This is a genomic window from Streptomyces sp. RP5T (genome assembly GCF_003933965.1).
In the GTDB taxonomy this organism is placed as follows: Bacteria; Actinomycetota; Actinomycetes; order Streptomycetales; family Streptomycetaceae; genus Streptomyces.
Map to the genome: position 1 here is coordinate 1 of NZ_RSAJ01000082.1, position 22622 is coordinate 22622.

21 protein-coding genes are annotated in these 22622 nt (G+C 71.5%); 8 read left to right on the forward strand and 13 right to left on the reverse strand.

What is annotated here, in order from left to right:
- Positions 1–1417 (reverse strand): FHA domain-containing protein (locus tag EHS43_RS12015; RefSeq protein WP_125190589.1); only part of this gene is annotated, 1417 nt, incomplete at its 3' end.
- 99 nt (positions 1418–1516) lie between these two features.
- Positions 1517–1927 (reverse strand): hypothetical protein, encoded by a 411-nt coding sequence (locus EHS43_RS12020; RefSeq protein WP_125190591.1) that lies wholly within the window; start codon positions 1925–1927, stop codon positions 1517–1519.
- Between the two features lie 331 nt (positions 1928–2258).
- Here EHS43_RS12020 and EHS43_RS12025 point away from each other — a divergent pair, with 331 nt between their 5' ends.
- Positions 2259–2660, forward strand: a complete 402-nt coding sequence (locus tag EHS43_RS12025; RefSeq protein ID WP_125190593.1) for a nuclear transport factor 2 family protein — start codon at positions 2259–2261, stop codon at positions 2658–2660.
- 72 nt (positions 2661–2732) lie between these two features.
- Positions 2733–3017 carry a DUF1905 domain-containing protein gene (locus EHS43_RS12030; protein ID WP_125190622.1) on the forward strand — a complete coding sequence of 95 codons (285 nt, stop codon included), beginning with the start codon at positions 2733–2735 and terminating at the stop codon, positions 3015–3017.
- Here the strand turns inward: EHS43_RS12030 and EHS43_RS12035 are convergent, their stop codons facing one another.
- The 3 genes from EHS43_RS12035 to mgrA form a co-directional block, all read right to left on the reverse strand.
- Positions 3018–4475, reverse strand: a complete 1458-nt coding sequence (locus tag EHS43_RS12035) for an NAD-dependent succinate-semialdehyde dehydrogenase (protein ID WP_125190595.1) — start codon at positions 4473–4475, stop codon at positions 3018–3020. It lies immediately after the preceding gene.
- A 37-nt stretch (positions 4476–4512) separates the two neighbouring features.
- Positions 4513–5769: an aspartate aminotransferase family protein gene (locus EHS43_RS12040; protein ID WP_125190597.1), complete on the reverse strand. Its 1257-nt coding sequence runs from the start codon at positions 5767–5769 to the stop codon at positions 4513–4515.
- 161 nt (positions 5770–5930) lie between these two features.
- A complete protein-coding gene (mgrA, locus tag EHS43_RS12045; RefSeq protein ID WP_125190599.1) occupies positions 5931–6926 on the reverse strand; it encodes an L-glyceraldehyde 3-phosphate reductase in 996 nt (331 codons plus the stop codon).
- A 125-nt stretch (positions 6927–7051) separates the two neighbouring features.
- On the opposite strand from mgrA, the gene EHS43_RS12050 reads away from it, so the two are divergent.
- The 3 genes from EHS43_RS12050 (at position 7052) to EHS43_RS12060 (ending at position 10171) form a co-directional block, all read left to right on the forward strand.
- Positions 7052–7930, forward strand: coding sequence for a LysR substrate-binding domain-containing protein (locus EHS43_RS12050; RefSeq protein ID WP_125190601.1), 879 nt, complete (start codon positions 7052–7054; stop codon positions 7928–7930).
- A gap of 126 nt (positions 7931–8056) precedes the next feature.
- Entirely contained in the window at positions 8057–9580 is a 1524-nt protein-coding gene (locus EHS43_RS12055; RefSeq protein WP_125190603.1) for a carotenoid oxygenase family protein, read from the forward strand.
- Positions 9581–9661: 81 nt separating this feature from the next.
- Complete coding sequence (locus EHS43_RS12060; protein ID WP_125190604.1) at positions 9662–10171, forward strand: DUF664 domain-containing protein; 510 nt, start codon at positions 9662–9664, stop codon at positions 10169–10171.
- On the opposite strand, the gene EHS43_RS12065 is transcribed toward EHS43_RS12060, so the two are convergent.
- Entirely contained in the window at positions 10159–11223 is a 1065-nt protein-coding gene (locus tag EHS43_RS12065; RefSeq protein WP_125190606.1) for an adenosine deaminase, read from the reverse strand. The genes EHS43_RS12060 and EHS43_RS12065 overlap by 13 nt on opposite strands.
- 42 nt (positions 11224–11265) lie before the next feature.
- Positions 11266–11658: a VOC family protein gene (locus EHS43_RS12070; RefSeq protein ID WP_125190608.1), complete on the reverse strand. Its 393-nt coding sequence runs from the start codon at positions 11656–11658 to the stop codon at positions 11266–11268.
- A 178-nt stretch (positions 11659–11836) separates the two neighbouring features.
- Between EHS43_RS12070 and EHS43_RS12075 the strand changes: the two genes are divergently transcribed.
- Positions 11837–12547 (forward strand): dienelactone hydrolase family protein, encoded by a 711-nt coding sequence (locus EHS43_RS12075; RefSeq protein ID WP_125190610.1) that lies wholly within the window; start codon positions 11837–11839, stop codon positions 12545–12547.
- 269 nt (positions 12548–12816) lie between these two features.
- Here EHS43_RS12075 and EHS43_RS46385 read toward each other — a convergent pair whose 3' ends face one another.
- Together EHS43_RS46385 and EHS43_RS12080 are read right to left on the reverse strand one after the other, a co-directional pair.
- Positions 12817–13002 (reverse strand): hypothetical protein, encoded by a 186-nt coding sequence (locus EHS43_RS46385; RefSeq protein WP_185806217.1) that lies wholly within the window; start codon positions 13000–13002, stop codon positions 12817–12819.
- Positions 13003–13067: 65 nt separating this feature from the next.
- On the reverse strand, positions 13068–16358 hold the full coding sequence (locus tag EHS43_RS12080; RefSeq protein ID WP_260470484.1) for an RHS repeat-associated core domain-containing protein: 3291 nt from the start codon (positions 16356–16358) through the stop codon (positions 13068–13070).
- A gap of 417 nt (positions 16359–16775) precedes the next feature.
- Between EHS43_RS12080 and EHS43_RS12085 the strand changes: the two genes are divergently transcribed.
- A complete protein-coding gene (locus tag EHS43_RS12085; RefSeq protein ID WP_125190611.1) occupies positions 16776–17231 on the forward strand; it encodes a pyridoxamine 5'-phosphate oxidase family protein in 456 nt (151 codons plus the stop codon).
- A 4-nt stretch (positions 17232–17235) separates the two neighbouring features.
- Here EHS43_RS12085 and EHS43_RS12090 read toward each other — a convergent pair whose 3' ends face one another.
- Positions 17236–18141: an oxidoreductase gene (locus EHS43_RS12090; protein ID WP_125190613.1), complete on the reverse strand. Its 906-nt coding sequence runs from the start codon at positions 18139–18141 to the stop codon at positions 17236–17238.
- A 51-nt stretch (positions 18142–18192) separates the two neighbouring features.
- The gene (locus EHS43_RS12095) at positions 18193–19971 is read right to left on the reverse strand and encodes a bifunctional sugar phosphate isomerase/epimerase/4-hydroxyphenylpyruvate dioxygenase family protein (protein ID WP_125190615.1); all 1779 of its coding nucleotides are present in this window, start codon (positions 19969–19971) and stop codon (positions 18193–18195) included.
- 273 nt (positions 19972–20244) lie between these two features.
- Here EHS43_RS12095 and EHS43_RS12100 point away from each other — a divergent pair, with 273 nt between their 5' ends.
- Positions 20245–21054, forward strand: a complete 810-nt coding sequence (locus tag EHS43_RS12100; RefSeq protein ID WP_125190617.1) for an IclR family transcriptional regulator — start codon at positions 20245–20247, stop codon at positions 21052–21054.
- A gap of 73 nt (positions 21055–21127) precedes the next feature.
- On the opposite strand, the gene EHS43_RS12105 is transcribed toward EHS43_RS12100, so the two are convergent.
- Both EHS43_RS12105 and EHS43_RS12110 read right to left on the reverse strand, forming a co-directional pair.
- Positions 21128–21550, reverse strand: a complete 423-nt coding sequence (locus EHS43_RS12105) for a PPOX class F420-dependent oxidoreductase (protein WP_125190619.1) — start codon at positions 21548–21550, stop codon at positions 21128–21130.
- A 50-nt stretch (positions 21551–21600) separates the two neighbouring features.
- Positions 21601–22485: an NAD(P)-dependent oxidoreductase gene (locus tag EHS43_RS12110; RefSeq protein ID WP_125190620.1), complete on the reverse strand. Its 885-nt coding sequence runs from the start codon at positions 22483–22485 to the stop codon at positions 21601–21603.
- Between the last annotated feature and the right edge of the window lie 137 nt (positions 22486–22622).

Here is a 22622-nt window from a genome sequence, read left to right on the forward strand (position 1 = left end):
CGCCCGCCCAGTCGCGGTCCTGGTCGCGTTCGAAGGCTTCGAACGCCTCGGGCCACTGGGTGAAGCCGAAGTAGGGGAGGGCGTCCTCGGGCGGGCCGTAGTAGGCGATCCGTCCGCCGGGGGCGAGGACGAGGAGGCGGTCGCAGACATCGAGGCTCAGGACGCTGTGGGTGACGACGATGACCGTGCGGCCGTCGTCCGCCAGGCCGCGCAGCATGTGCATGACCGAGCGGTCCATGCCGGGGTCGAGGCCGGAGGTCGGTTCGTCCAGGAAGAGCAGCGACGGTTTGGTGAGCAGTTCCAGGGCCACGCTGACCCGCTTGCGCTGTCCGCCGGAGAGGCTGTGCACGGGCTGGCGGGCGCGCTGTTCCAGGCCGAGCTCGCGGATGACCTCGTCGACGCGTTCGCGGCGTTCGGCCTTCGCGGTGTCCTGCGGGAAGCGCAGTTCGGCGGCGTAGGACAGCGCGCTGCGGACGGTCAGCTGGGCGTGCAGGATGTCGTCCTGCGGGACCAGGCCGATGCGCTGGCGCAGTTCGGCGTAGTCGCGGTAGAGGTCGCGGCCGTCGTACAGGACGGTCCCGTGGTCGGCGGGGCGCTGGCCGGTGAGGGCGTTCAGGAGGGTGGACTTGCCGGCGCCGCTCGGGCCGACGACCGCGAGCAGGCACTTCTCCCCCACCGGGAAGGACACGTGGTCGAGCAGGGTCTTGCGGCCGCGGTCGACGGCGACCGTGAGGTCCTGGACGTCGAGCGAGACCTCGCCGGTGTCGACGTACTCCTGGAGCGTGTCGCCGACGAGGCAGAACGCCGAGTGGCCGATGCCGACGATGTCCCCGGCGCCGAGGGGGGCGCTCGTGACGGGCCGGCCGTTGAGGTAGGTGCCGTTGTGGCTGCCGAGGTCGGCGATCTCGTAGCTGCCGTCGGGCAGGGCGTGCAGCTCGGCGTGGTGGCGGGAGACGACCAGGTCGTCGACGACGAGGTCGTTGTCGTCGGCGCGGCCGATGCGGACCGTGCGGGTGGGCAGTGGGCGGACCGCCGTGGGCCTGCGGAAGGTGCCGGTGAGGCCGGGCATCGAGACCGCCGAGGGGCGCTCGGGGGCGGGCAGGCCCAGCAGGACCGCGCAGGGTCCGTCGGAGGGGCTGCCGAAGTGGATGACGCTGCCGGGGCCGACGGCCCACTCGCGGACCCGGCGGCCGTCGGCAAAGGTGCCGTTGGTGCTGTTCTCGTCCTCGATGGTCCAATGACCGGCCTCGGGTCGCAGCACCGCGTGGTGCCACGAGACCCGGGCATCGTCGATCACGATGTCGCTCAACGGGTCGCGTCCGACGTGGTAGTCGTGGCCCGGGCTCATCACCGTGGAGCCGGTGTCGGTCTCCAGGACGAGCTCGGGCGCCGTCGGTGCGACCGGCCGCTCCGCCATGCCTGAATTCTAGCGATTCACCCCTTTGGCCGCCCGGCGACGGGGATCGGGTGGCGGCGAGCGGGCATGGCTGCGGCGGGCGAGGAGCGGTGGCGCGGCTCAGGCGACGGGAGTGAAGAGCGCCGAGGCCATCCGGTGCATTCTCACGGCGTCCACGGACTCGGCGAGCAGTTCGTACTCGGTGGTGTCGTCGCACGCGGCGATCCTGACCAGCCGCCCGGCCGCCAACTCGTCGGCGACCAGCTCCTGTTGGTACAGATCGGCACACCAGGCCCGCATCACTGCGGGCACGTCGAGCACGGTGTCGGCGACGGGGGCGAGGGCGCCCGGCGGGATGTACTCGGCCCCGGGCTGCGGGTCCAGCCGGTCGGCGATCCACGAGGCCCGGTCGCGTAACCACCACAGGGCGAGGGCAAGGGTGGGCGCGCGGTAGGTCCCGAGGGGTACGCCGATGCGCCGTCCGTCGCAGATGCCGTACCCCGTGACGTGGCACAGGAATTCGTCGTGCACGATCCACTCCCCCGCTTGCTCCCTCGACTGCCGGCAGGGCCTCGCTTTCCGTGCGCCTCTTGTGCGGTACGCGGTTCTTGCTGCTGTATGTGACGGGCTCTTCGCTCGATGTGAAGGGCCTGTCAGTCGAGTATGTTCACTACTGAAACACTGTCACCACGTCTTTTTGGCCAGTCTCCTGGCATATTCACCCGCCCTTCTGGCCGAAATCTGACGGGTACTCGTTCAAACGTCATGACCCCGGAGGTAATCGACGGCTCCGGGCGCCCCGGGCAGGGTTGTCCCACCAGGTCCCACCAGCACGGACGACCTCGATGGAGGCTGATGTCCCATGTCCGCGAACACGAACCGTTACGAAAGTGCCGTCGCCCGCTACTTCGAGGCATGGAACGCGCGTGAGCCGGAGGCCCGCGCCAAGGCCGTGGCCGCCGCCTGGGCGGTGGACGGCGGTTACACCGACCCGCTCGCCGACGTGGCGGGCCACGACGAGATCGCCGCGGTGATCGCGGCGGCCCACGAGCAGTTCCCGGGGTTCGCCTTCCGGATGGTCGGCGCGGTCGACGGCCATCACGACACGGCGAGGTTCTCGTGGGAGCTGGTGAGCGAGGCTGGGGGTGCCCCCTCTGGGGGAGGGTCGGCGCCGGTCGCCGGATCCGATGTGATCACACTGGCCGGGGACGGCCGGATCAGGAGCGTGCACGGCTTCCTGGACCGGGTGCCCGCCGGAGCGTGAGAGGCGGCCGCGATGAGTTTTCCCCTCGCCGGTGGTCTCTTGGAGGAGAAGCCGTCGGCGAGGGAGAACATCATGGCCACGACCGGAAAAGTGGACGCGGAATTCACCGCGGTCCTCAGCAAGAACCCGGAGAAGGGCAGCTGGACCTGTGTCCACTGGCCGTCCTCCGTGGAGTTCTTCGGCACCCGCGGTCTCGTCAAGGTCCGCGGGACGATCGACGGGCACCCCTTCCAGAGCTCCTTCATGGCCCTCGGCGACGGCACCCACATGCTGCCCGTGAAGGCCGAGGTCAGAAAGGCCATCGGCAAGGAGGCGGGCGACACCGTGACGGTGCGCATCGAGGAGCGGACCGGCTGATCAGGCCTCCACCACGGGGATGGCGAGGTACTTGTACTCCAGGAACTCCTCGATGCCGACCCGTCCGCCCTCGCGGCCGAGGCCGGACTGCTTGACCCCGCCGAAGGGGGCCGCCGGGTTGGAGACCAGGCCGGTGTTGACGCCCACCATCCCGGTCTCCAGCCGCTCCCCAACCCGCAGGGCGCGGTCGAGGTCCCGGGTGAACACGTAGCCGACCAGGCCCCACTCGGTGTCGTTGGCGGCCCGCAGGACCTCGTCCTCGGTGTCGAAGGTGAGGACGGCGGCGACCGGTCCGAAGATCTCCGCCTGCATCAGACGTGACTGCGGGCGGACTCCGGTGAGGACGGTCGGCGGGTAGAAGTGGCCCGGCCCGTCCGGCACCCGGCCTCCCGTGACCACCTTCGCCCCGTGCCGTACGGCGTCCTGGACCAGATCGTCGGCCTTGGCGCGTCCGGCCGCGTCGATCAACGGGCCCACCTGGCTGGCGGGTTCGGTGCCGGGGCCGACGGTGAGGGCCGCCATGCGCTCGGCGAGCCGGGCGGAGAACGCCTCCGCGACCGAGCGGTGGACGAAGAAGCGGTTCGCGGCGGTGCACGCCTCGCCCATGTTCCGCATCTTGGCGACCATCGCCCCCTCGACCGCCCGGTCGAGGTCGGCGTCCTCGAACACGATGAAGGGGGCGTTCCCGCCCAGCTCCATCGACGTCCGTACGACGGTGTCGGCGCACTGGGCGAGCAGGAGCCGTCCGACCTGGGTGGAGCCGGTGAAGGACAGCTTGCGCACCCGGCCGCCGCGCAGCAGGGGCTCGACCACGCCGGCGGCGTCCGTGGTGGTCACCACGTTGAGCACGCCGTCCGGCAGCCCGGCCTCGGCGAGGATCCCGGCGAGGGCGAGGCTGGAGAGCGGCGTCTGCGGGGCGGGCTTGAGGACCATCGTGCAGCCGGCCGCGACCGCGGGGCCGATCTTGCGGGTGCCCATGGCCAGCGGGAAGTTCCACGGGGTGATCAGCAGACAGGGGCCGACCGGCTGGCGCATCACCAGGACGCGGTTGGCGCCGTCGGGTGTGCGGGTCAGGCCGCCGTCGATACGGACGGCCTCCTCGGAGAACCAGCGGAAGAACTCGGCCGCGTAGGCGACCTCGCCGCGCGCCTCCGCCAGCGGCTTGCCCATCTCCAGGGTCATCAGCAGGGCGAGGTCCTCGCGCCGGTCGAGGAGGATCTCGTAGGCGCGGCGCAGGATCTCGCTGCGGGCGCGGGGTGCGGTGGCGGCCCAGTCGCGCTGTGCCGCCACGGCCGCGTCCAGGGCGCGCCGGCCGTCGGCGGGCGAGGCGTCGGCCACCTCGCACAGCCGCTCGCCGGTCGCGGGGTCGTCCACGGGGAAGCGGGCGCCCTCGGCGGCGTCCAGCCAACTCCCCCCGATGTGCAGCTGCTTGGGGACGGTGTCGATCACGTCGGTCATGTGCGGATGCCTCCACGGAAGGTCGCGGGCGAGCAGTTCATCCGGCGGTGGCCGCGGCCACCGCCGCCGACCAGGCGCGCAGCCCCTCGTCGATCCCGGCCGCGTCGACGATCAGCGGCGGGATCATGCGCACGACGTTGCCCCACGGACCGCAGGGCAGCAGGAGCAGGCCCTCCGCGACGGCGGCCCGCAGCACCCGGGCCGCGGTGTCGGCGTCCGGCTCCCCCGTGTCGGTGACGAACTCGCTCGCCAGCATCAGCCCGAGGCCCCGGACGTCCCCGACGGCCGGCGTCTTCGCGGCGACCTCCTCCAGTCCCGTGCGCAGCCGGGCGCCCATCGCGGCCGCGTTGGCGACCAGGCCCTCCTCCTCGACGACGTCGAGGGTGGCGAGGGCGGCCGCGCAGGCGACGGCGTTGCCGCCGTAGGTGCCGCCCTGCGAACCGGGCCGCGCCCGGTGCATCAGCTCGGCGGAGGCGGCGATGCCGGACAGCGGGAACCCGCTGGCCAGTCCCTTGGCGGTGATGAGGATGTCGGGGCGGACACCGAAGTGCTCGTGGCCCCAGAAGCGTCCGGTGCGGCCGACCCCGGTCTGGATCTCGTCGAGGACCAGCAGGATGCCGTGCCGGTCGGCGCGTTCGCGGAGCCCTTGCAGGAAGGCGGTGTTGGCGGGCACGTAACCGCCCTCGCCGAGGACCGGCTCGACGATGACCGCCGCGGTGTCGTCGGGGTCGGTGACGGTCTGGAGCAGCTGGTCGAACTCGCGCAGCGCGAAGCGGGTCGCGGTCTCCTCGTCCCAGCCGTAGTGGAAGGCGTGCGGGAAGGGGGTGATGACGACCCCGCCCATCAGTGGGCCGAAGCCGGTGCGGACCTTGGTGCCCGAGGTGGTCATCGACGCGGCGGCGACCGTACGTCCGTGGAAACCGCCGTGGCACACGACGACGTTGGGCCGTCCCGTGGCCTGGCGGGCGAGCCGCAGGGCCGCCTCGACGGCCTCGCTGCCGGAGTTGGCGAAGAAGAGGCTGTCGAGTCCCTCGGGGAGCACCCGGCCGAGCCGGTCGACCAGCCGCTGCAGGGGGCGGTGCATGACCGTCGTGTACTGGCCGTGGATCAGGGTGGCCACCTGTTCCTGGGCGGCCGCGACGACCTTGGGGTGACAGTGTCCGGTGCTGGTGACGCCGATTCCGGCGGTGAAGTCCAGATAGCGGCGGCCGTCGGCGCCGAAGAGGTGGATTCCCTCGCCGCGTTCCACGACGACGGGTGTGGCCTGGCGCAGGTGTTCGGACAGTTGGGGCATACGGCGGCTCTCCCACGGCAAGTGAAGGTGCGGGGTGCACCTTTCACCCTGTGGCCATGGGGACGCCGGGGTCAACGGGGCCTGGGCACCGGCCTGTGACCGGTGCCCGGGTTCCGGGGCTCGCCGCGGCCGCGTCGGTCACGGCTCGGCGCACCCGCCCGTCACGCCTTGACGATCGCGTCGATCCTCGCCAGTTCCTCCGTGTCGAAGTCCAGGTTGGCGATGGTGCCCACGCTGTCCTCGATCTGCTGGGGGCTGCTCGCGCCGACCAGGGCCGAGGTGACGCGGCCGCCGCGCAGGACCCAGGCCAGGGCCATCTGGGCGAGGGTCTGGCCGCGGTCCTTGGCGATGCCGTCGAGCTCGCGGAGCCGCTGGACCAGGTCCTCGGTGAGCGCGTCGGAGTTCAGGAAGGGGCTGTCGCTCGCGGCGCGGGAGTCCTCGGGGATGCCGTCGAGGTAGCGGCCGGTGAGCAGGCCCTGCTCCAGCGGGGAGAAGACGATGGAGCCGACCTGGAGCTCGTCCAGCGCGTCGAGGAGACCGCCGTCCTCGGGGCGGCGGTCCAGCATCGAGTAGCGCGGCTGGTGGATGAGGAGCGGGGTGCCGAGCTCGCCGAGGATGCGGGCGGCCTCGCGGGTCTGCTCGGCCGAGTAGTTGGAGATGCCGACGTACAGGGCCTTGCCCTGCTGGACCGCGGTGTGCAGGGCCCCCATGGTCTCCTCCAGGGGGGTGTCCGGGTCCGGGCGGTGCGAGTAGAAGATGTCGACGTAGTCCAGGCCCATCCGGGTCAGGCTCTGGTCCAGCGAGGACAGCAGGTACTTGCGGGAGCCCCACTCGCCGTACGGGCCGGGCCACATCAGATAGCCGGCCTTGGTGGAGATGATCAGCTCGTCGCGGTAGCCCGCGAGGTCGGCCTTGAGGGCCTCGCCGAACGCGGACTCGGCGGCGCCGGGCGGCGGACCGTAGTTGTTGGCGAGGTCGAAGTGGGTGACACCGAGGTCGAACGCGCGGCGCAGGATGGCTCGCTGGGTCTCCACCGTGCGGTCCGCCGGGCCGAAGTTGTGCCACAGGCCCAGCGAGATCGCGGGAAGCTTCAGGCCGCTGCGTCCGGTGCGCCGGTAGGGCATCCGCGCGTAGCGGTCGGGGTGTGCGGTGTACAACGCGACTCCAGAGGGGTTGGCACGGCGTGAGCAGGGCTCTTGAACCTCCGCCCCATCTTTCGCGACCTCGGGGCAGTGGTCCAACAGAAGAATCCGATGGAATTCAGCGGCTAGGCTTCTCAATCATGGAACTGCGTCATCTCCAGCACTTCGTGGCGGTCGCCGAGGACCAGCACTTCACCCGGGCCGCCGAGCGGCTCCTGGTGTCCCAGTCCGGGCTGTCCGCCTCCATCCGGGCGCTGGAGCGGGAGCTGCAGACCCCGCTGTTCGTGCGGACCACCCGCCGGGTGACGCTCACCCCGGCCGGGCGGGCCCTGCTCGGTGAGGCCGAGCGGATCCTCGCACAGGTGCGCTCCGCCCACGAGGCGGTGGCCGCGGTGCAGGGGGTGCTGCGCGGGATGCTCGCGCTGGGCTCCGAGCAGTGCATCGCCGGGGTGCATGTGGCGGGGCTGCTGGCCGCGTTCCGGCGGCAGCATCCGGACGTGGAGATCTGTCTGCGGCAGGCGGGCTCGGGCGCGCTCGCCGACGAGGTCACCGCCGGGCGGCTGGACCTGGCGTTCGCCGTGCGGGGCACGCGGGAGCAGAGCGACCAGCTGCGGGCCGTACCGCTGACCAGCGAGCCGATGACCGTGCTGTGCCATCCCACGCACCCGCTCGCGGCGGCCGGCGCGGCCGTGACCCCGGAGGACCTGGGCGGCGAGGTCTTCGTCGACTTCCACCCGGACTGGGGGCCGCGCCGCACCACCGACGCCGTCTTCGCCGAAGCGGGTGTGCGCCGGACGGTGGCGCTGGAGGTCAACGACGTGCACAGCCTCCTCGACCTGGTCGACGAGAACCTCGGCGTGGCCGTCGTGCCGCAGCACTTCCGGCACAAGCGGCCGTCGCTGACGGCCCTGCCCGTCAAGGGCACCGGGGAGACCGTGTACGAGACCGTCGCCCTGCTGCCGCCCCCGCAGGCGACCAGTCCGGCGGCGCGGGCGCTGATGGCCCTGCTGGACGGCTGAGCCGCCGCGCGGAAGAGGGGGCCTGGCACCACCCCCAGGACGGGGTTCACCACTCCTGACGCGAGCCGCCCCACGCCACAGACTCGTGACCGTCACCTCAACCAACTGCGGTCAGGAGCAGGGAAGATGACGGACCACACACGATCCACGTCCCCGACACGACGGAACGTGCTGCGCGGCGCGGCGGCGCTCGCGGCCGCGGGCGGACTGGCCGGCACGGGAGTGGGGGCGGGACCCGCCGCCGCGGCGCAACGGCAGGCACCGGTGCGCCGCTTCCCGTTCCTGGAGGGCGCCTTCGAGCCGGTCACCGAGGAGTTGACCGCCTTCGACCTGCCGGTCACCGGGCGCATCCCCCGCGAGCTGAACGGCCGCTACCTGCGCAACGGCCCCAATGTGCTGGGCCTGGAGGACCCCCGAGCCCACCACTGGATGCTCGGCGACGGAATGGTGCACGGCGTCCGGCTGCGCGAGGGCCGCGCCGAGTGGTACCGCAACCGCTGGGTGCGCTCCTCCCAGGTGGCGAAGAAGCTCGGCGAGCCCCGTCCGGGTCCGGTGCCGCCGGACGACTTCCCCTGCAACACCCATGTGATCCCCCACCGGGGGCGGATCCTGGCACTGCAGGAGAGCGGTCCGCTGCCGTACGAGCTCGACGGGGAGCTGAACACGGTGGGCACCTACGACTTCCGGGGCACCCTGGAGGGCGCGTTCACGGCGCACACCAAGTTCGACGCGTACGCCGGTGAGCTGCACGCGATCGCCTACTACCCGACCTGGGACCACCTGCGGCACCTGGTCGTGGACCCCACGGGACGCGTCTCGCGCAGCACGCGGGTCCCGGTGGCCGACGCGCCCATGATCCACGACTTCGCGCTCACCGAGCGGTACGTGATCATCCTCGACATGCCGGTCACCTTCGACCCGGCGGGCGCCGAGCGCGGCGACATCGTGCCGTACGTCTGGAACGACCGGCATCCGGCGAGGGTGGGCGTACTGCCGCGGGCCGGGGGCGCGGTCCGCTGGTTCGAGGTCGACCCGGTGTACTACTCGCACACCCTCAACGCCTACGAGGAGGGGTCGAACCTGGTCATCGACATGACCAACTTCGACGCGCACTTCCTCGTGGCGGGCAACGGCTCCGGTGGCCCGTACGGAGCGGGCACCCCCCGCCTGGACCGCTGGACCGTCGATCTGCGTCAGGGTCGGGTACGGACCCGGACCCTCGACGACCGCCCCCAGGAGTTCCCGCGCGTCAACGAGGCGCTGGTGTCCCGCCGGCACCGCTACGGGTACTCGGCGGCCTCCGCCGAGATGGTGGTGGCCTATCAGGCGGTCGACGGGGATCCGCCGCCCGACCGGGCCTTCAGCAACGCGCTCATCAAGCACGACCTGCTGCGCGGCACCTCGCAGGTGCACCGGCTGCCGCGGGGCGCGGCGGCGAGCGAGGCCGTGTTCGTGGCGTCGGACCCCTGCGACGAGCGGGCCGCCGAGGACGACGGGTACGCGATCGCGTATGTCCACAACCCCGAGCGCGGGGCCTCGGACCTGGTGATCCTGGCGGCGCAGGACTTCACGGGCGAGCCGGTGGCCCGGATCCATCTGCCGGGCCGGGTGCCGCTCGGCTTCCACGGGAGCTGGATTCCGGACGCGTGACACGGGAAGCGTGCCCTCGGCGCGTGACACGAAAGCCGGACCCCCACGCGTGCCGCGGGCCGATGCGCGATGGTTGATGTCATGCATGCAAAGGACATCCTCATCGACGGTTTCGGCCGCATCCAGGAAGAAGTCCACGCCGTCGTCGAGGGCCTCGGCCCCGACGACCTCAATCACCGCCCCGGGCCGGACGCCAACTCCCTGGCGTGGCTGGTCTGGCACCTGACCCGCGTCCAGGACGACCACGTGGCCGGCGCCCTCGGCCTGGACCAGGTGTGGCTGACGCAGGACTGGGAGAAGCGGTTCGGCCTCGACCTGAAGCCGCGCGACATCGGCTACGGCCACACCTCCGCGCAGGTCGCCAAGGTGCGGGTCGACTCCGCGGACCTGCTGACCGGTTACTACGACGCCGTGCACGCCCGGAGTCTCGAAGCCCTGCGCGGGCTGACCGCCGAGGACCTGGACCGCGTGGTGGACGAGAACTGGGATCCGCCGGTCACCCTCGGGGTACGGCTGGTCAGCGTCCTGTCCGACGATCTGCAGCACGTCGGACAGGCCGCCTATCTGCGGGGGCTGCTTCAGAGCGCGTAGCCCGGCAGGACGACGTCCTCGATGAGGGCCCTGCGCTCGTCGAAGGGGAGGAAGGCGCTCTTGAGCGCGTTCACCGTGACCGTGCGCAGGTCCTCGACCGTCCAGCCCGCCTCCTGCACCAGCAGGGACATCTCGCGGGTCATCGTCGTCCCCGACACCAGCCGGTTGTCGGTGTTGAGGGTGACCCGGAAGCCCAGGTCCTTCAGGGCCGTGATCGGGTGCTCGGCGATGGAGGTGGCCGCGCCGGTCTGGAGGTTGGAGGTGGGGCACATCTCCAGGGCGATACGGCGGTCCCGGACCCAGCCCGCGAGCCGGCCGAGCTTGCCGTCGACGATGTCCTCGGTGATCCGCACGCCGTGTCCCAGCCGCTGGGCGCCGCAGACCTGCACGGCCTGGTGGATGCTGGGCAGGCCGTGGGCCTCACCGGCGTGGATGGTGAAGGGCACGCTCTCGCGGCGCAGGTGCTCGAAGGCGTCCAGGTGGTCCGCGGCCGGGAAGCCGTCCTCGGCGCCGGCGATGTCGAAGCCGACGACACCGGCGTCCCGGAAGGCCACGGCCAGGTCGGCGGCCTCGCGCACCCGGTCGAACATCCGCATCCCGCACAGCAGGGTGCCGACCCGCACCGGGGTGCCCGCGGCGGCGGCCTTCGCCATGCCGGCGGCCAGACCCTCCTGGACGGTCTCGACGACCTCGGCCATGGTCAGTCCGCCGCGGGTGTTCAGCTCGGGGGCGTAGCGCACCTCGCCGTACACGACGCCGTCGGCGGCCAGGTCGAGGACGTACTCCTCGGCCGTGCGCAGCAGGCCCTCGCGGGTCTGCATGACGGCGAGGGTGTGCTCGAAGGTGGCTATGTAGCGCACCAGGTCGCCGGAGTTGGCGGCCTCGAAGTACCAGGCGGCGAGCTCGTCCGGGTCGGTGGTGGGCAGGGTGTGGCCGACCTGTGCCGCGAGCTCCACCACGGTGGCGGGGCGCAGGCCGCCGTCGAGGTGGTCGTGCAGGACGGCCTTGGGGAGGCGGCGGATCAGGTCGGCGTCTACGCGCGTAGCGGTCATGGCGGGGTCTTTCCTCGAACGTCGAGCGGGGAGGCGGGAGGGTCAGTCGGCGGGCTGGAGCAGGTCCCAGCGGTTTCCGTACAGGTCCTGGAAGACGGCGACGGAGCCGTAGGGCTCGTGGCGCGGCTCTTCCAGGAAGATCACGCCGGCGGCGAGCATGCGGGCGTGGTCGCGGGCGAAGTCGTCGGTGTGCAGGAAGAAGCCGACGCGGCCGCCGGTCTGGTTCCCCACCCGGCCCCGCTGGGCCTCGTCCTTGGCGCGGGCGAGCAGCAGGTCGGTGCCGCCGTCGCGCCCGTCCGGTCGCACGACGACCCAGCGGGAGCCGTCGGGGCGGGGGGTGTCCTCGACGAGCCGGAAGCCGAGGGCATCGGTGTAGAAGCGGATCGCCTCGTCGTAGTCGTCGACGACGAGGGTGACCAGGGCGACGCGTCTCATCGGTACCTCTCGGGACAGGTGGTTGACGGGAGAGGTTATACGTAAAACTACGGGGGCGCCAGTCCGGTTTCCGGGGCTGCCGTCGGCGGGCCGTGCGGCACGTGGCAGGCTGGCGGATCACCGCCGGGGTCACGGCTCCGGCGCCCCCTTCCGCCGGACCGCACAGGAGTCGAGCACCATGGCCGAACTGCCGAAGTCGACCGGAGCACCCGCCCGCCAGAACGTCACGTTCCCGAGCGGCGGCACCACCGCGCACGGTTATCTGGCGCTGCCGCCGTCCGGGAGCGGGCCGGGCGTCATCGTGATCCAGGAGTGGTGGGGACTGACCGACCACATCGCCGACGTCGCCGACCGGCTGGCGGCGGAGGGTTTCGTCGCGCTCGCTCCCGACCTGTACGGCGGCAATGTGGCCCACGAGAGCGCGGAGGCCCTGCGGATGATGCAGGAGCTGCCGGTCTCACGGGGCGTGGAGCTGCTGTCCGGCGCGGTGGACCACCTGCTCTCACTGGACGAGGTCACCTCGGACACCGTCGGAGCGGTCGGGTTCTGCATGGGCGGCGGGTTCGTCCTGTACCTGGCGGCGGCCGACTCCCGGGTGAGCGCGGCCGTGCCGTTCTACGGCGTGATCCAGGGTGAGCTGCCGGACTTCTCGGGCCTGAGGGCGCAGATCCTGGGCCACTACGGCGAACTCGACGAGACCATACCGGCGGACAGCCTCGACGCCCTGCGCGAGACCGTCCGCGAGCAGTCCGGGATCACCCCGGATTTGCGCCTCTACCCGGCGAACCACGCCTTCTTCAACGACGGCCGCCCGGAGGTTTACGACGCCGGGTCCGCGACGCGCGCGTGGGAGGCCACGGTGCCGTTCCTGCACGAGCGGCTGGGGTAGGCGCGCCTGCTTCGGCCGGGGGCACTGGACGGGTCGTCACGCGGTGACCGGCGCGGCCGGGACCGTGCGCGGCACGGCTGCCGCCTCGTGGTTCGACGGCTCCGACACCGGTGCAGGCTCACCGGGTGGGCTCGACTCCGGGGTGCCTGCCGACCGTCATCGTCGTCGACCGACGACGACGAGGAGAGCGGCGAGGAACACCACGATGATCGTGATGATCCCCCAGAGCGGCAGGGCGGACGCCGAGTTCGGCATGAGTGCGGCGAGTGTCATCGGTTCCTCCTCGCGGTCCGCAGAAAGTAGGCCGCGCCGGCCATCAGCGCGACGCCGGGCAACAGGACGACGAGTCCACGGCCGGTGCTGCCGTTCAGCAGGTCACTGACGCCCATGACCGCCAAGAGGACGCCGCACACCAGAGCGACCATGGAGAAAGCCGTTACAGCCAGTACACGCATTTCGCTCCATCGGAGGTGACGGTGTGGGGGGAGGGCGCTGCGCAGCGCCCTCTCCCGCACCGGGATTACATGTTTCCGTAGACGTACGACGTGGCCGCGGCGGCTCCGGCGGCCACCACCGAGCAGCCGGTGAACCCCGCGCCGACGGAGAGGCCCAGCGTGGCGAACGCGCCCGCTGCCGCGCCGGCCGCGCACAGGCCTTCCAGCCCGATGCCCATGATCATGCCCATCTTCGTGGCGTTCGCGCCCTGTGTGTCGCCCGTGGCCGTCTGGTAGGCCAAGGAGACCCAGTCGCCGATTCCGGTGACATCACCGAAGCTGAACAACCCTGTGGGGTCGCTGTTGTTGACGAAGTCGCCGCCGGCGTACAGGTAGGCGTTCTTCTCCTGTCCCGAGGGGTCGGGCTGGGTGAAGCGGCCGAGCTGGGGGTCGTAGTAGCGGGCGCCCATCTTGTACAGGCCCGTGGGATCGAGGTAGGAGCCGCTGTAGCGGAACGGCTGGGGCACGGCCTCCGTGGTGGTGCCGCGGGGCAGGCCGGTCGGGCCGTAGGCGTAGGTGTGGGTGCGCTTGCCCGCGTCGTCGACCAGGCCCAGGACGTTGCCGGTGGCGTCGGTGAGGTAGTAGTAGGACTTCCCCCCAGTCGTCATGGAGTTCAACGTGCCCGCCGGTTCGCGGATGAATCCGGTGTCGACGCCGTTGGTGGTCGTGGACGCCAGGCCCAGGGCGGTGTGGTGGAACCAGGTCGAACCCAGCTTGGTGCGCTCGTAGTTGTCGGTGCCCGCGTGGACCAGGTCGTAGGCGGTGCCGGCGACCGTGATGGCGGAGAGCTGGCTGTGGTCCGTCCAGGTCTCGTTCGTGCGTGCGGAGGCGGCGACGCGTCCACCGGCCGTCTCGTTGCCGAGCTTGTCGTACGACCACGGCGTGGTGGAGCCGGTCTGGCCGGTCAGCTGACTGGCGTCGTTGTAGGTGAAGACCGCGCTGCCGGGGCAGGTGGAGGCGGTGCCGTCCTGGGAGGTGAGGTTGCCGGCCTTGTCGAAGCAGTACAGCCAGGACGCCTTGCGGGTGCCGGCCGAGTCGGCCTCCAGCGCGTAGGACAGGCGGTCCTGGGAGTCGTAGGTGTAACTGGTCCTGTACTTGGTGGTGTTGTCGGTGCGGGTGCGGATCTTGGTGGTGTCCTTGCCCGCGTTGGCGTAGCTGTAGGCCAGGTCGACCAGGGTGGTCGTGCCGGAGGTCGTCTTGACGGACTTGGGGCGGCCGTCCTCGTCGATGCCGACGGACTGGGTGGTGCCGCCGGGGTAGACGGTCTTGGTGCGCTTGTCGTTGTTGTCGTAGTCGAAGTCGGTCTTCTTGCCGGCCGGGTCGGTCAGGTAGTCCAGGCGGCCCGCGGCATCCCAGGTGTAGTCGGTCTTGCCGGTGGGGTCGGTGTAGTAGTCGACGTCCCCGCCCGGTGTGTAGGCGAGCGCGGTCTGTGCGCCGCTCTGCAGGGTGCGGACCTTCTCCCGGTTCAGCCTGTCGTAGTCCCACTTGGTGGTGCCGGAGGCGTCGGTGCGGACCTTCAGGTTGCCGTCGCCGTCGTAGGAGTACGTGAGGGTGAGGTTCGTCGAGGAGACCGTCTTGACCCGGTCGCGGGTGTCGTAGACGTACACCGTCCTGATGCCGCGGCCGTCGGTGGCCGTCTCCACCCGGCCCAGCGCGTCGTAGGTGTACGTCGTCTCGCCGAGCGGCGCGGGCGGGGTGACCTTCTTCAGGTTGCCCTCGCTGTCGTAGGTGAAGGAGGTGACCTTGCCGTTGCCGTCCTTGGCGGTGCAGCGCTGGCCCTCGAAGCCGCCGCAGGTCGGGGTGGCCTTGTTGTACGTGTACTCACGGGTGGCGCCCGCGGTGCCAGAGGTGGTCACCGACATCGTGTTGCCGTTCGTGTCGTACTTGAAGCTGTCCTTGCGACCGTCCGCGCTGGTGAAGTCGTTGGGCAGATCAGTGCCGGCGACGGTCTGGTACGCGCTCACCGAGGCGGTCGCGCCCAGCGGGAGCTTGGCGGAGGTGGCGTTGTTGCGCGCATCCCAGCCGTAGGTGGTGGTGTTGCCGCCGGTGCCGTCGCTGCCGGTGCCCATCGCGTCCGTGGCGCTCTGCACCAGGTGGTTGCCGTACTTGCTGTGGCGGGAGTGCTGGAGCGGATCGGTGACCTTGGTCATCTCGCCGTCCGCGTTGTGCGTGTGGAGCGTCCGGTCGCCGTCCGGGTCGGTGACCGTGGTCGTACCCGCCTCCTTCGGGGTGGCGGCCGAGTAGTCGTAACGCCAGGTCGGGCCGGTGTGGCCGCTGCTCGTGGACTCGGTCGCGCGCAGCATCGAGGTGACGCGGTTCTGGTCGTCGTACGTGAAGACGGTGACCGTGCCCTCCGGCGTGGTCACCTTCGTCACCCGGCCGTCCCCATCGTACGCGTAGACGGTCGCCTTGCCTGCGGTGTCGGTGGTCTTCGCGAGAAGGCCGTCCGCGTCGAGATCGAAGACGGCGGTGCGGCCGGTGTGGTCCTTGGCCTGCCACTGGTCGGCGTATGTCCTGACCAGGTCGATCCAGCGGCCGGATCGGGTCTCGGTCAGCTTGAAGCCCTTGTGCTCGCCGGACTCGTCGTGCTGGTCGACGGTGATCGTGCCGTGGTTCTTGTCGGTGACCTTGGTCAGGGTGCCGTTCGCGTCGTAGGTGTCCCGGCTGCCCGACTTGCGGTCGGTCAGGGTGTAGGTGCCGTCGGTGTTCTTCTTCAGGTCCTTGGAGTAGCCGGCCGGGGTGGTGAAGCCGCCGGTGCTGGTCTCCTTGAAACGCAACGAGTCGCCGGTGGCGTCGAGGACGTCCACCTCGCCGTCGTTGATCTGGAGATAGCGCTCATACCCCTGCCACCAGCGCTGGGAGATCTTGCCCCAGGGCGCTTCCAGACTGTTGTACGTCCGGGTGAGCTGGAGTTTCCGGCCCACGCCGGCGATGTCGAAGTCGGTGGCCGCCAGCATCAGGTTGCCGTTGGACAGGTTCACCCGCGCCACCAGCGCGTCGTCGAGGCGGGTGTCGAGGAGCCGGTGCCACGGGACCTGGCCCTGCCCTTCGGGGACGTAGGGAGGGATCCCCGCGGCAACGGTCGCGCCGCCGGCGCCGGTTGCCTTCCCCACCCCGGCGGCACGGACCTTCTGCGCTGCCCGCCAGGCGGTGACCTCGGAGGACGGTGCGGCCGCCGCGCGGGAGGCCGGGGCCTTGGTCACGCCCTCCGGGGTGGCCGGTGCCTCGGCCTTCGTCGGCTTCGTCCACGGGCTTTCCGGCTTGGGCAGGGGCGGTGCGGACGGGCCGGCCAGAGCGGGTGCGGTGGCGACGACCAACACCGCGGTGGTGATGGCGGCGGTGAGAACGGTTCTGGATGATCTCCGGGCACGCCGAGACGACGTGCGCGCAGCACGTAACTGCATCAGCTTCCCCCCACAGGAAGTCAGAACCCGTGACCCCATCGGTCACAGATGACGCACAAGCTGTCACAAGGAACACACGAACGAGCGCGCCGTTCCCTCGAACTCCCTTTCCATGCGCGTCGGAATCGGCCCTGCCTCTTCACACCTGCGGAACGGCCCAAAGGGGCGCGAAGCGTGTGCCGAGCCGTGCGGAATACCCGCTTCCGCCGGGAATGTGCCAGATGGATTGACCGAAAGCGCTTCATCGTCCGGGGCCTGGGGCGAATGGGGCCCAGGGCGTAGGGCTTTGGGCCGAGGCGGTGCGGGTGCGTGGACGGTAGCGTCCTGGGCATGACGATCACCGGGAGCCGGAGCGGCGAGCAGCGCAAGCGGGACGTACTGGACCGTCTGGAGCGGGAGAAGGACATCTGGGTGGCCTCGGCGGACGCCGACGGGGTGCCGTGTCTGGTGGCACTGTGGTTCGTCTGGGACGGCGAGTCCGTCTGGCTGTCCACGCGGATCACCAATCCCACGGGCCGCAATCTGCGCGACGGCGGCCGCACCCGGCTGGCCTTCGGCGACACCCAGGACGTGGTGCTCATCGACGGGGAGGTGCGCACGTACGGCGGGACGGAGGTGCCGGCCGCGGCGATCGAGAATTTCAAGGCGAAGACGGGCTGGGATCCGCGCGAGGACAGCTCCTCCTACGCCTTCTTCCAGGTGCGCCCGCGCTCCGTGCAGGCCCTCAACGGCGTGCACGAGATGCGCGGGCGGCATGTCATGGAGGACGGCGTGTGGGTCGTGTGACCGCTCAACCGGCCGTCTGACGCAGTGAGTCGAGGGTGGCCCGTTCCTCTTCGGTGAGCCGAAGGGCGCCCGCCGCGATGTTCTCGGCGAGGTGGTCGGGGTTGCCGGTGCCGGGGATGGCGAGGACGTGCGGGCCCTGGGCGAGGGTCCAGGCGAGCCGGACCTGCGCGGGGGTCGCGCCGTGCGCCCGCGCGACGGCCAGGACCTCCTCGTCGTCGCCGGCCGTGGCGCCCTGGGAGCCGCCCTCCCCCGCGATGGCGAAGAACGGCACGAAGGCGATGCCCTGTTCGCCGCAGATCCGCAGGATCTCGTCGGTGCCGGGATCGCGGGAGTCGAGTCCGAAACGGTTCTGCACGCACACCACCGGCGCGATCGCCTGCGCCTCGGCGAGATGGCGGGGCTCGACGTCCGAGACGCCGAGGTGCCGGATCAGGCCCTCCTCGCGCAGTTCGGCCAGGGCCCCGAAGTGCTCGGCGATCGAGTCCTGCCGCATCCGCCGCAGGTTCACGACGTCGAGGTGGTCGCGGCCCAACTGCCGCAGGTTCTCCTCGACATGGCCGCGCAGCTCGTCCGGACGGGCCGAAGTGGCCCACTCCCCGGCGTAGTTGCGGTGCGGCCCGACCTTGGTGACGATCACCAGGTCGTCGGGGTACGGGGACAGCGCGCTGTTGATGAGCTCGTTGGCGGACCGCAGCGAGGAGAAGTAGAAGGCGGCCGTGTCGATGTGGTTGACGCCGAGCTCCCTCGCCCGGTGCAGCACGGCGATCGACCGCTTCCGGTCGCTCGGGGTGCCGAGGTGGAAGGCCGCACTGCCGGTCAGCCGCATCGCGCCCAGGCCGACGCGGTTGACGGTGAGATCGCCGAGTGTCCAGGTGCCTGCCGCGTCCGCGGTGATCGTTTCGGAGGTCATCGGCGGATGATGACACACCTGCTGCTCGCCCCGGCGGCGCTGTGCGGACTCCTACCTGCGCTGTGCCGCCAGCCTGATGGGCGCGTTGGCCGCACCGAACCCGGCGTAACCGCCGGTGCGTTGCGCGAACTCGAAGAAGACGTGGCCGACCGTCTCGGTGTAGCAGTGGCGGAACTCGCCGCCCCGCTCGTCGCGGTCGTAGAGGATGCCGAGCTCGCGAAAGGTCTCCAACTCCCCCTCGGCGAAGTCGAAACGGGCCGCCAGGTCGTCGTAGTAGTTCGCCGGGACGGGCATCATCCGCGCCCCGGCCGCCCGGAAGCGGCGGACGGCGGTGACGATGTCGTCGACGGCGAACGCCACGTGCCGGGCCCTTGTCTCACCGCCCTCCCCGGGTGTGGGCGCGAGGTTGAGGACCAGGCGCGGCCCGTCGGAGGAGGCCGACAGGGCACGGCTGCGGAACAGGCCGTAGGGGTCGGCGAGTTCGACGGTGTCGTGCGGGCTGAGGCCCAGCACCGTGCGGTGGAAGAGCACCGACTCGTCGAAGTGGTGCCAGGGCTGGGTCAGCGCGAGGTGGTCGATGGTGAGGGCGGTCGCGGCCCCGCTCGCGGCCGTGTACGCGAAGTCGTCGGTCCAGCTGGGGAGTTCGGGGCGGCCGGTCGCGCAGAACAGGACTTCGGTGCCGTCCGGGGCCGCGATCGACTCCAGCGGGACGTCCTGCGCGCCCCGGCGTTTGGGCAGAGCGGGCGCGAGCAGGGCCTCCGCCCGCCGCGCCGACGCGGCCGGGTCCGCCGTCTCCAGGCCCACGGCGGCCAGGGTGGTGTCGGTGCGGCGCCCGGCGGTGCCCGTGTTGACCAGGACGCGTGCCTCGCCCTGCTCCCAGAGGTCGACCGGCTTGCCGTGATGGCGGCCGGTGCGGGTGAAGCCGAGCGCCGCGAGGAGTTCGCCGACGGGTTCGGGGTCGCTGGTGGCGAGTTCGGCGAAGGCGACGCCCGAGGGGATCACCGGGGCCGGGAGCGGCAGGACTCCGGCGTTGTCCTCCAGGGCGAGCAGGGAACGCAGTCCGTCCAGCGCCGTGCGGCCCGCGTCCGCCTGCCTGAAGACGTCGTTGAAGACCTCCAGGGACAGGGGGCCGTCGTATCCGGTGCTCAGGACGTGCCGCAGGAGTCCGGCGACGTCGAAGCCGCCCTGGCCCGGGAAGCAGCGGTAGTGGCGGCTCCACTGGAGGACGTCCATGGCCATCAGCGGGGCGTCGGCGAGCTGGAGGAAGAAGATCTTGTCGCCGGGGATGTCCTCGACGCCCTTGGGATCGGAGCCCCTGGAGAGGATGTGGAAACTGTCCAGGCAGGTACCGAGCGCCGGATGGTCCGCGGCCTCGACGATCCGCCAGGCGTGGTCGTACGTGCTGACGTGCCGTCCCCAGGCCAGTGCCTCGTAGGCCACCCTGACGCCGGACTCCCGGGCCAGGTCGGCCAGTCGGCTCAGCTGCTCCGCCGCGAGGGCGTCGTCGTCCACTGCGTGCGGGGAGACGCTGGAGCAGACGAGGACGGTGTCGGCGCCGAGCCTGCGCATCAGCTCGAACTTGTGCCGGGCCCGCCGGAGGCTGCGGGCGAAGATCTCCTCCGGGACGGCCTCGATGTCCCGCATGGGCTGGTAGAGGTCGATGCGCAGGCCGAGGTCGGCGGTGCGGGCCGCGATCTCCTCGGGGGCGAGGGGGCTCGCGAGGAGGTCGTTCTCGAAGATCTCCACGCCGTCGAAGCCGGCCCGTGAGGCGGCGGTCAGTTTCTCGGTGAGGGTGCCGCTGAGGCAGACGGTGGCGATGGACTTGCGCATGGTCGCTCCCGAGGTCGATCCAGGTCTTCGCGGCCCGTCCGGCGGCTCCGGCGGCTCCGGGGCGGGCATCGGGCGATCAGGTCCTTGCACCCTGGACCATGTACCACCTCCGTAAACCACTAGGTGGACCGAACGATCCACTCTGCGGTCAGCCTAAGCGGCCCCGGCCGCACGGACAAGGGCCGACCCGGCATTCCGCCCTGTCGCGGTTTCCCCGGTCCGCAGAGCGGACTACGGTCGGAGGCGGCAGCGGTCGAGGACCGCGGGGAACGTATGGGGAGGCAGCAGGTGGACGACGAACGGACGCGGACGGAGGGCGACGGCGAGCAGCACACCGGCGGCGTGCGCAGTGTGCGGCGGGCCTTCGACATCCTCACGCTGCTCACCGAGGACCGGCCGGTGATCACGCTGCGGGAGATCACCGGTGCCACCGGGCTCGCCAAGACCACCGCGCTGCGTCTGGTGCAGACCCTGGAGGAGACCGGCCTGCTGGGCTCGCACCCCTCCGGCTACACCGCGGGACCCGCGCTGTGGCGCTGGGCCTATCTCGCGCGCGGCCAGTGGGAGGTGCCGCAGGAGACCCGCAAGGTCATGCGCGACCTCGCGGACCGGCTCGGCGAGACCGTCAACCTGTTCGTGGCCCGGGGTGTCCACCGCATCTGCGTCGCCCACGAGGAGAGTCCGCATCCGCTGCGCCATGTCGTCGACGTGGGCGACGAGCAGCCGCTGTGGGCCGGTGCCTCCTCGAAGATCCTGCTGCGCGGCGCCTCCGAGGCGTTCCTGCGCCGGGTCGCCCTCGCCTCACCGCAGGGCGAGGAGCAACTCGACCGGCTGCGGTCCTGGGTGACGGAGGCGGCCGAGCGCGGGTACGCCGTCAGCAGCAGCGAGTTCGACGAGGGGCTCACCGCCGTGGCGGTCCCGGTCACGGGCCGCACCGGCAAGGTCGTCGCCTCGCTCTCCCTGAGCGGCCCGAGCCACCGCTTCCCCTACGAGGCCGTCGAACGCTTCGCCACCGAGCTCGCGGCGGGCGCCCGGCTCATCTCCGACCAGGGCTTCAGCCATCCCCTGAGCAGCGACGTCTGACGTACGGGACACGGGCGCGCGAGAGGGGCGAGGGACCGTTCGGTGCCCTCGCCCCTGTGGACCTGTCGGGTCGTCAGCCGCCCGCCTGGTCGTTGTCCTTCATCTCGCCCCAGCCGTGCCAGCGCTCGACCTCGATCCAGGCGCTGACCCGGCCGCGGTCCCGGGTCGGGTAGGGGCGGCCGATGTAGTGGGTGGAGAGGCGGTCGATGTCGGCGAGGTCCTTGTCCTCGTACGTCTCGCTCACGCGGCCGATGAGCGTGATGTGGGTGTACCAGTCGTCGCCGGCCAGGACGGTGAGGGTGACGCGGGGATCGCGGCGCAGGTGCTTCAGCCGGACCCGGCCCTCGTCGAGGTTGATCAGGACACGGCCGTTCTCCCAGAGGTACCAGGTGGCGGTCGACACCGGAGCTCCGTCGGAGCGCAGGGTCGCCATCACACAGGGGTTGGGTCGGCTCAGCAGTTCGACGGCCTCGGGCGGCAGCGGGGGCTTGGACATGGGGCGTCCTCCTCGGGGTCGGGCTCGGGGGCGGGTGTTCCGGTCTCGGGTCAGGCCTTCTCGTCGAAGCTCGCGAAGTAGGCGGCGGCCATGTCCTCGTCGCCGTGCCCCTGGGCGGCGGCACGTTCCAGGCGCTCGGCGCTCGCGGCGGCCACGTCCAGGCGGACTCCGCCGCGCTCGCCGGCCTCGACGATCAGACGGGCGTCCTTGGCGGCGGTGGAGACGGCGAACTGGGCCGGTGTCAGCTGGTCGTCGAGGACCATGGCCGACTTGGCCCGCAGATAGCCCATGTCGAGCGGGCCGCCGTCGATGGCGTCGAAGAAGCCCTGCGGGTCCACGCCGAGGGCCTTCGCGAGGGCGAGGGTCTCGCCGGCCGCGCTGGTCACCGCGAGCACCCAGCTGTTGGCGACCAGCTTGAGCCGGGTCGCGCTGCCGTCGGCGCCGTCCTCGCCGGTCCACACCGTGCGGGCGCCGACGGCGTCGAAGACGGGGGTCACCGCGCCCCGCCCGTCCACCGGTCCGGCCGCGAGGACGAGCAGCTGACCGGCCTCGGCGGGCTGGCGGGTGCCCAGCACGGGCGCGTCGAAGAAGACCAGCCGGTGCTCGCGGGCGAAGGCGGCCAGGTCGGCGATCGCCTCGATGCCCGCCGTGGTCGACTGCACCCAGGCGGCGCCCGGGCGGAGCCCCTCGGCGGCCTGGCGCATCACGTCCAGGGCCGCGGGGCCGTCGTACAGGACGGTCAGGACGACATCGGCGCCGCGTACGGCCTCGGCGGGGCTGCCGGCGATCTCGACACCGTCCGCGGCCAGCGGCTGCGCCTTGCTCGCGCTGCGGTTCCAGGCGCGGACGGTGTGCCCGGCCCGGGCGAGGTTGCGGGCCATCGCGGCGCCCATGATGCCGGTGCCCAGGACGCTCACGGTGAGTTTGTCGGTCATGACGTCGACTCCTGCGGTGGTGCGGACGGTCTGTCAGTCACCGAGCTTGCCGGAAAGGATCCGGACGGGCCCGGCCGGGTGGGCGATCGTGGGGCGGCGTGTCCGGGTCGATCCGTGCGGTCGCCACGGTGCGGGGC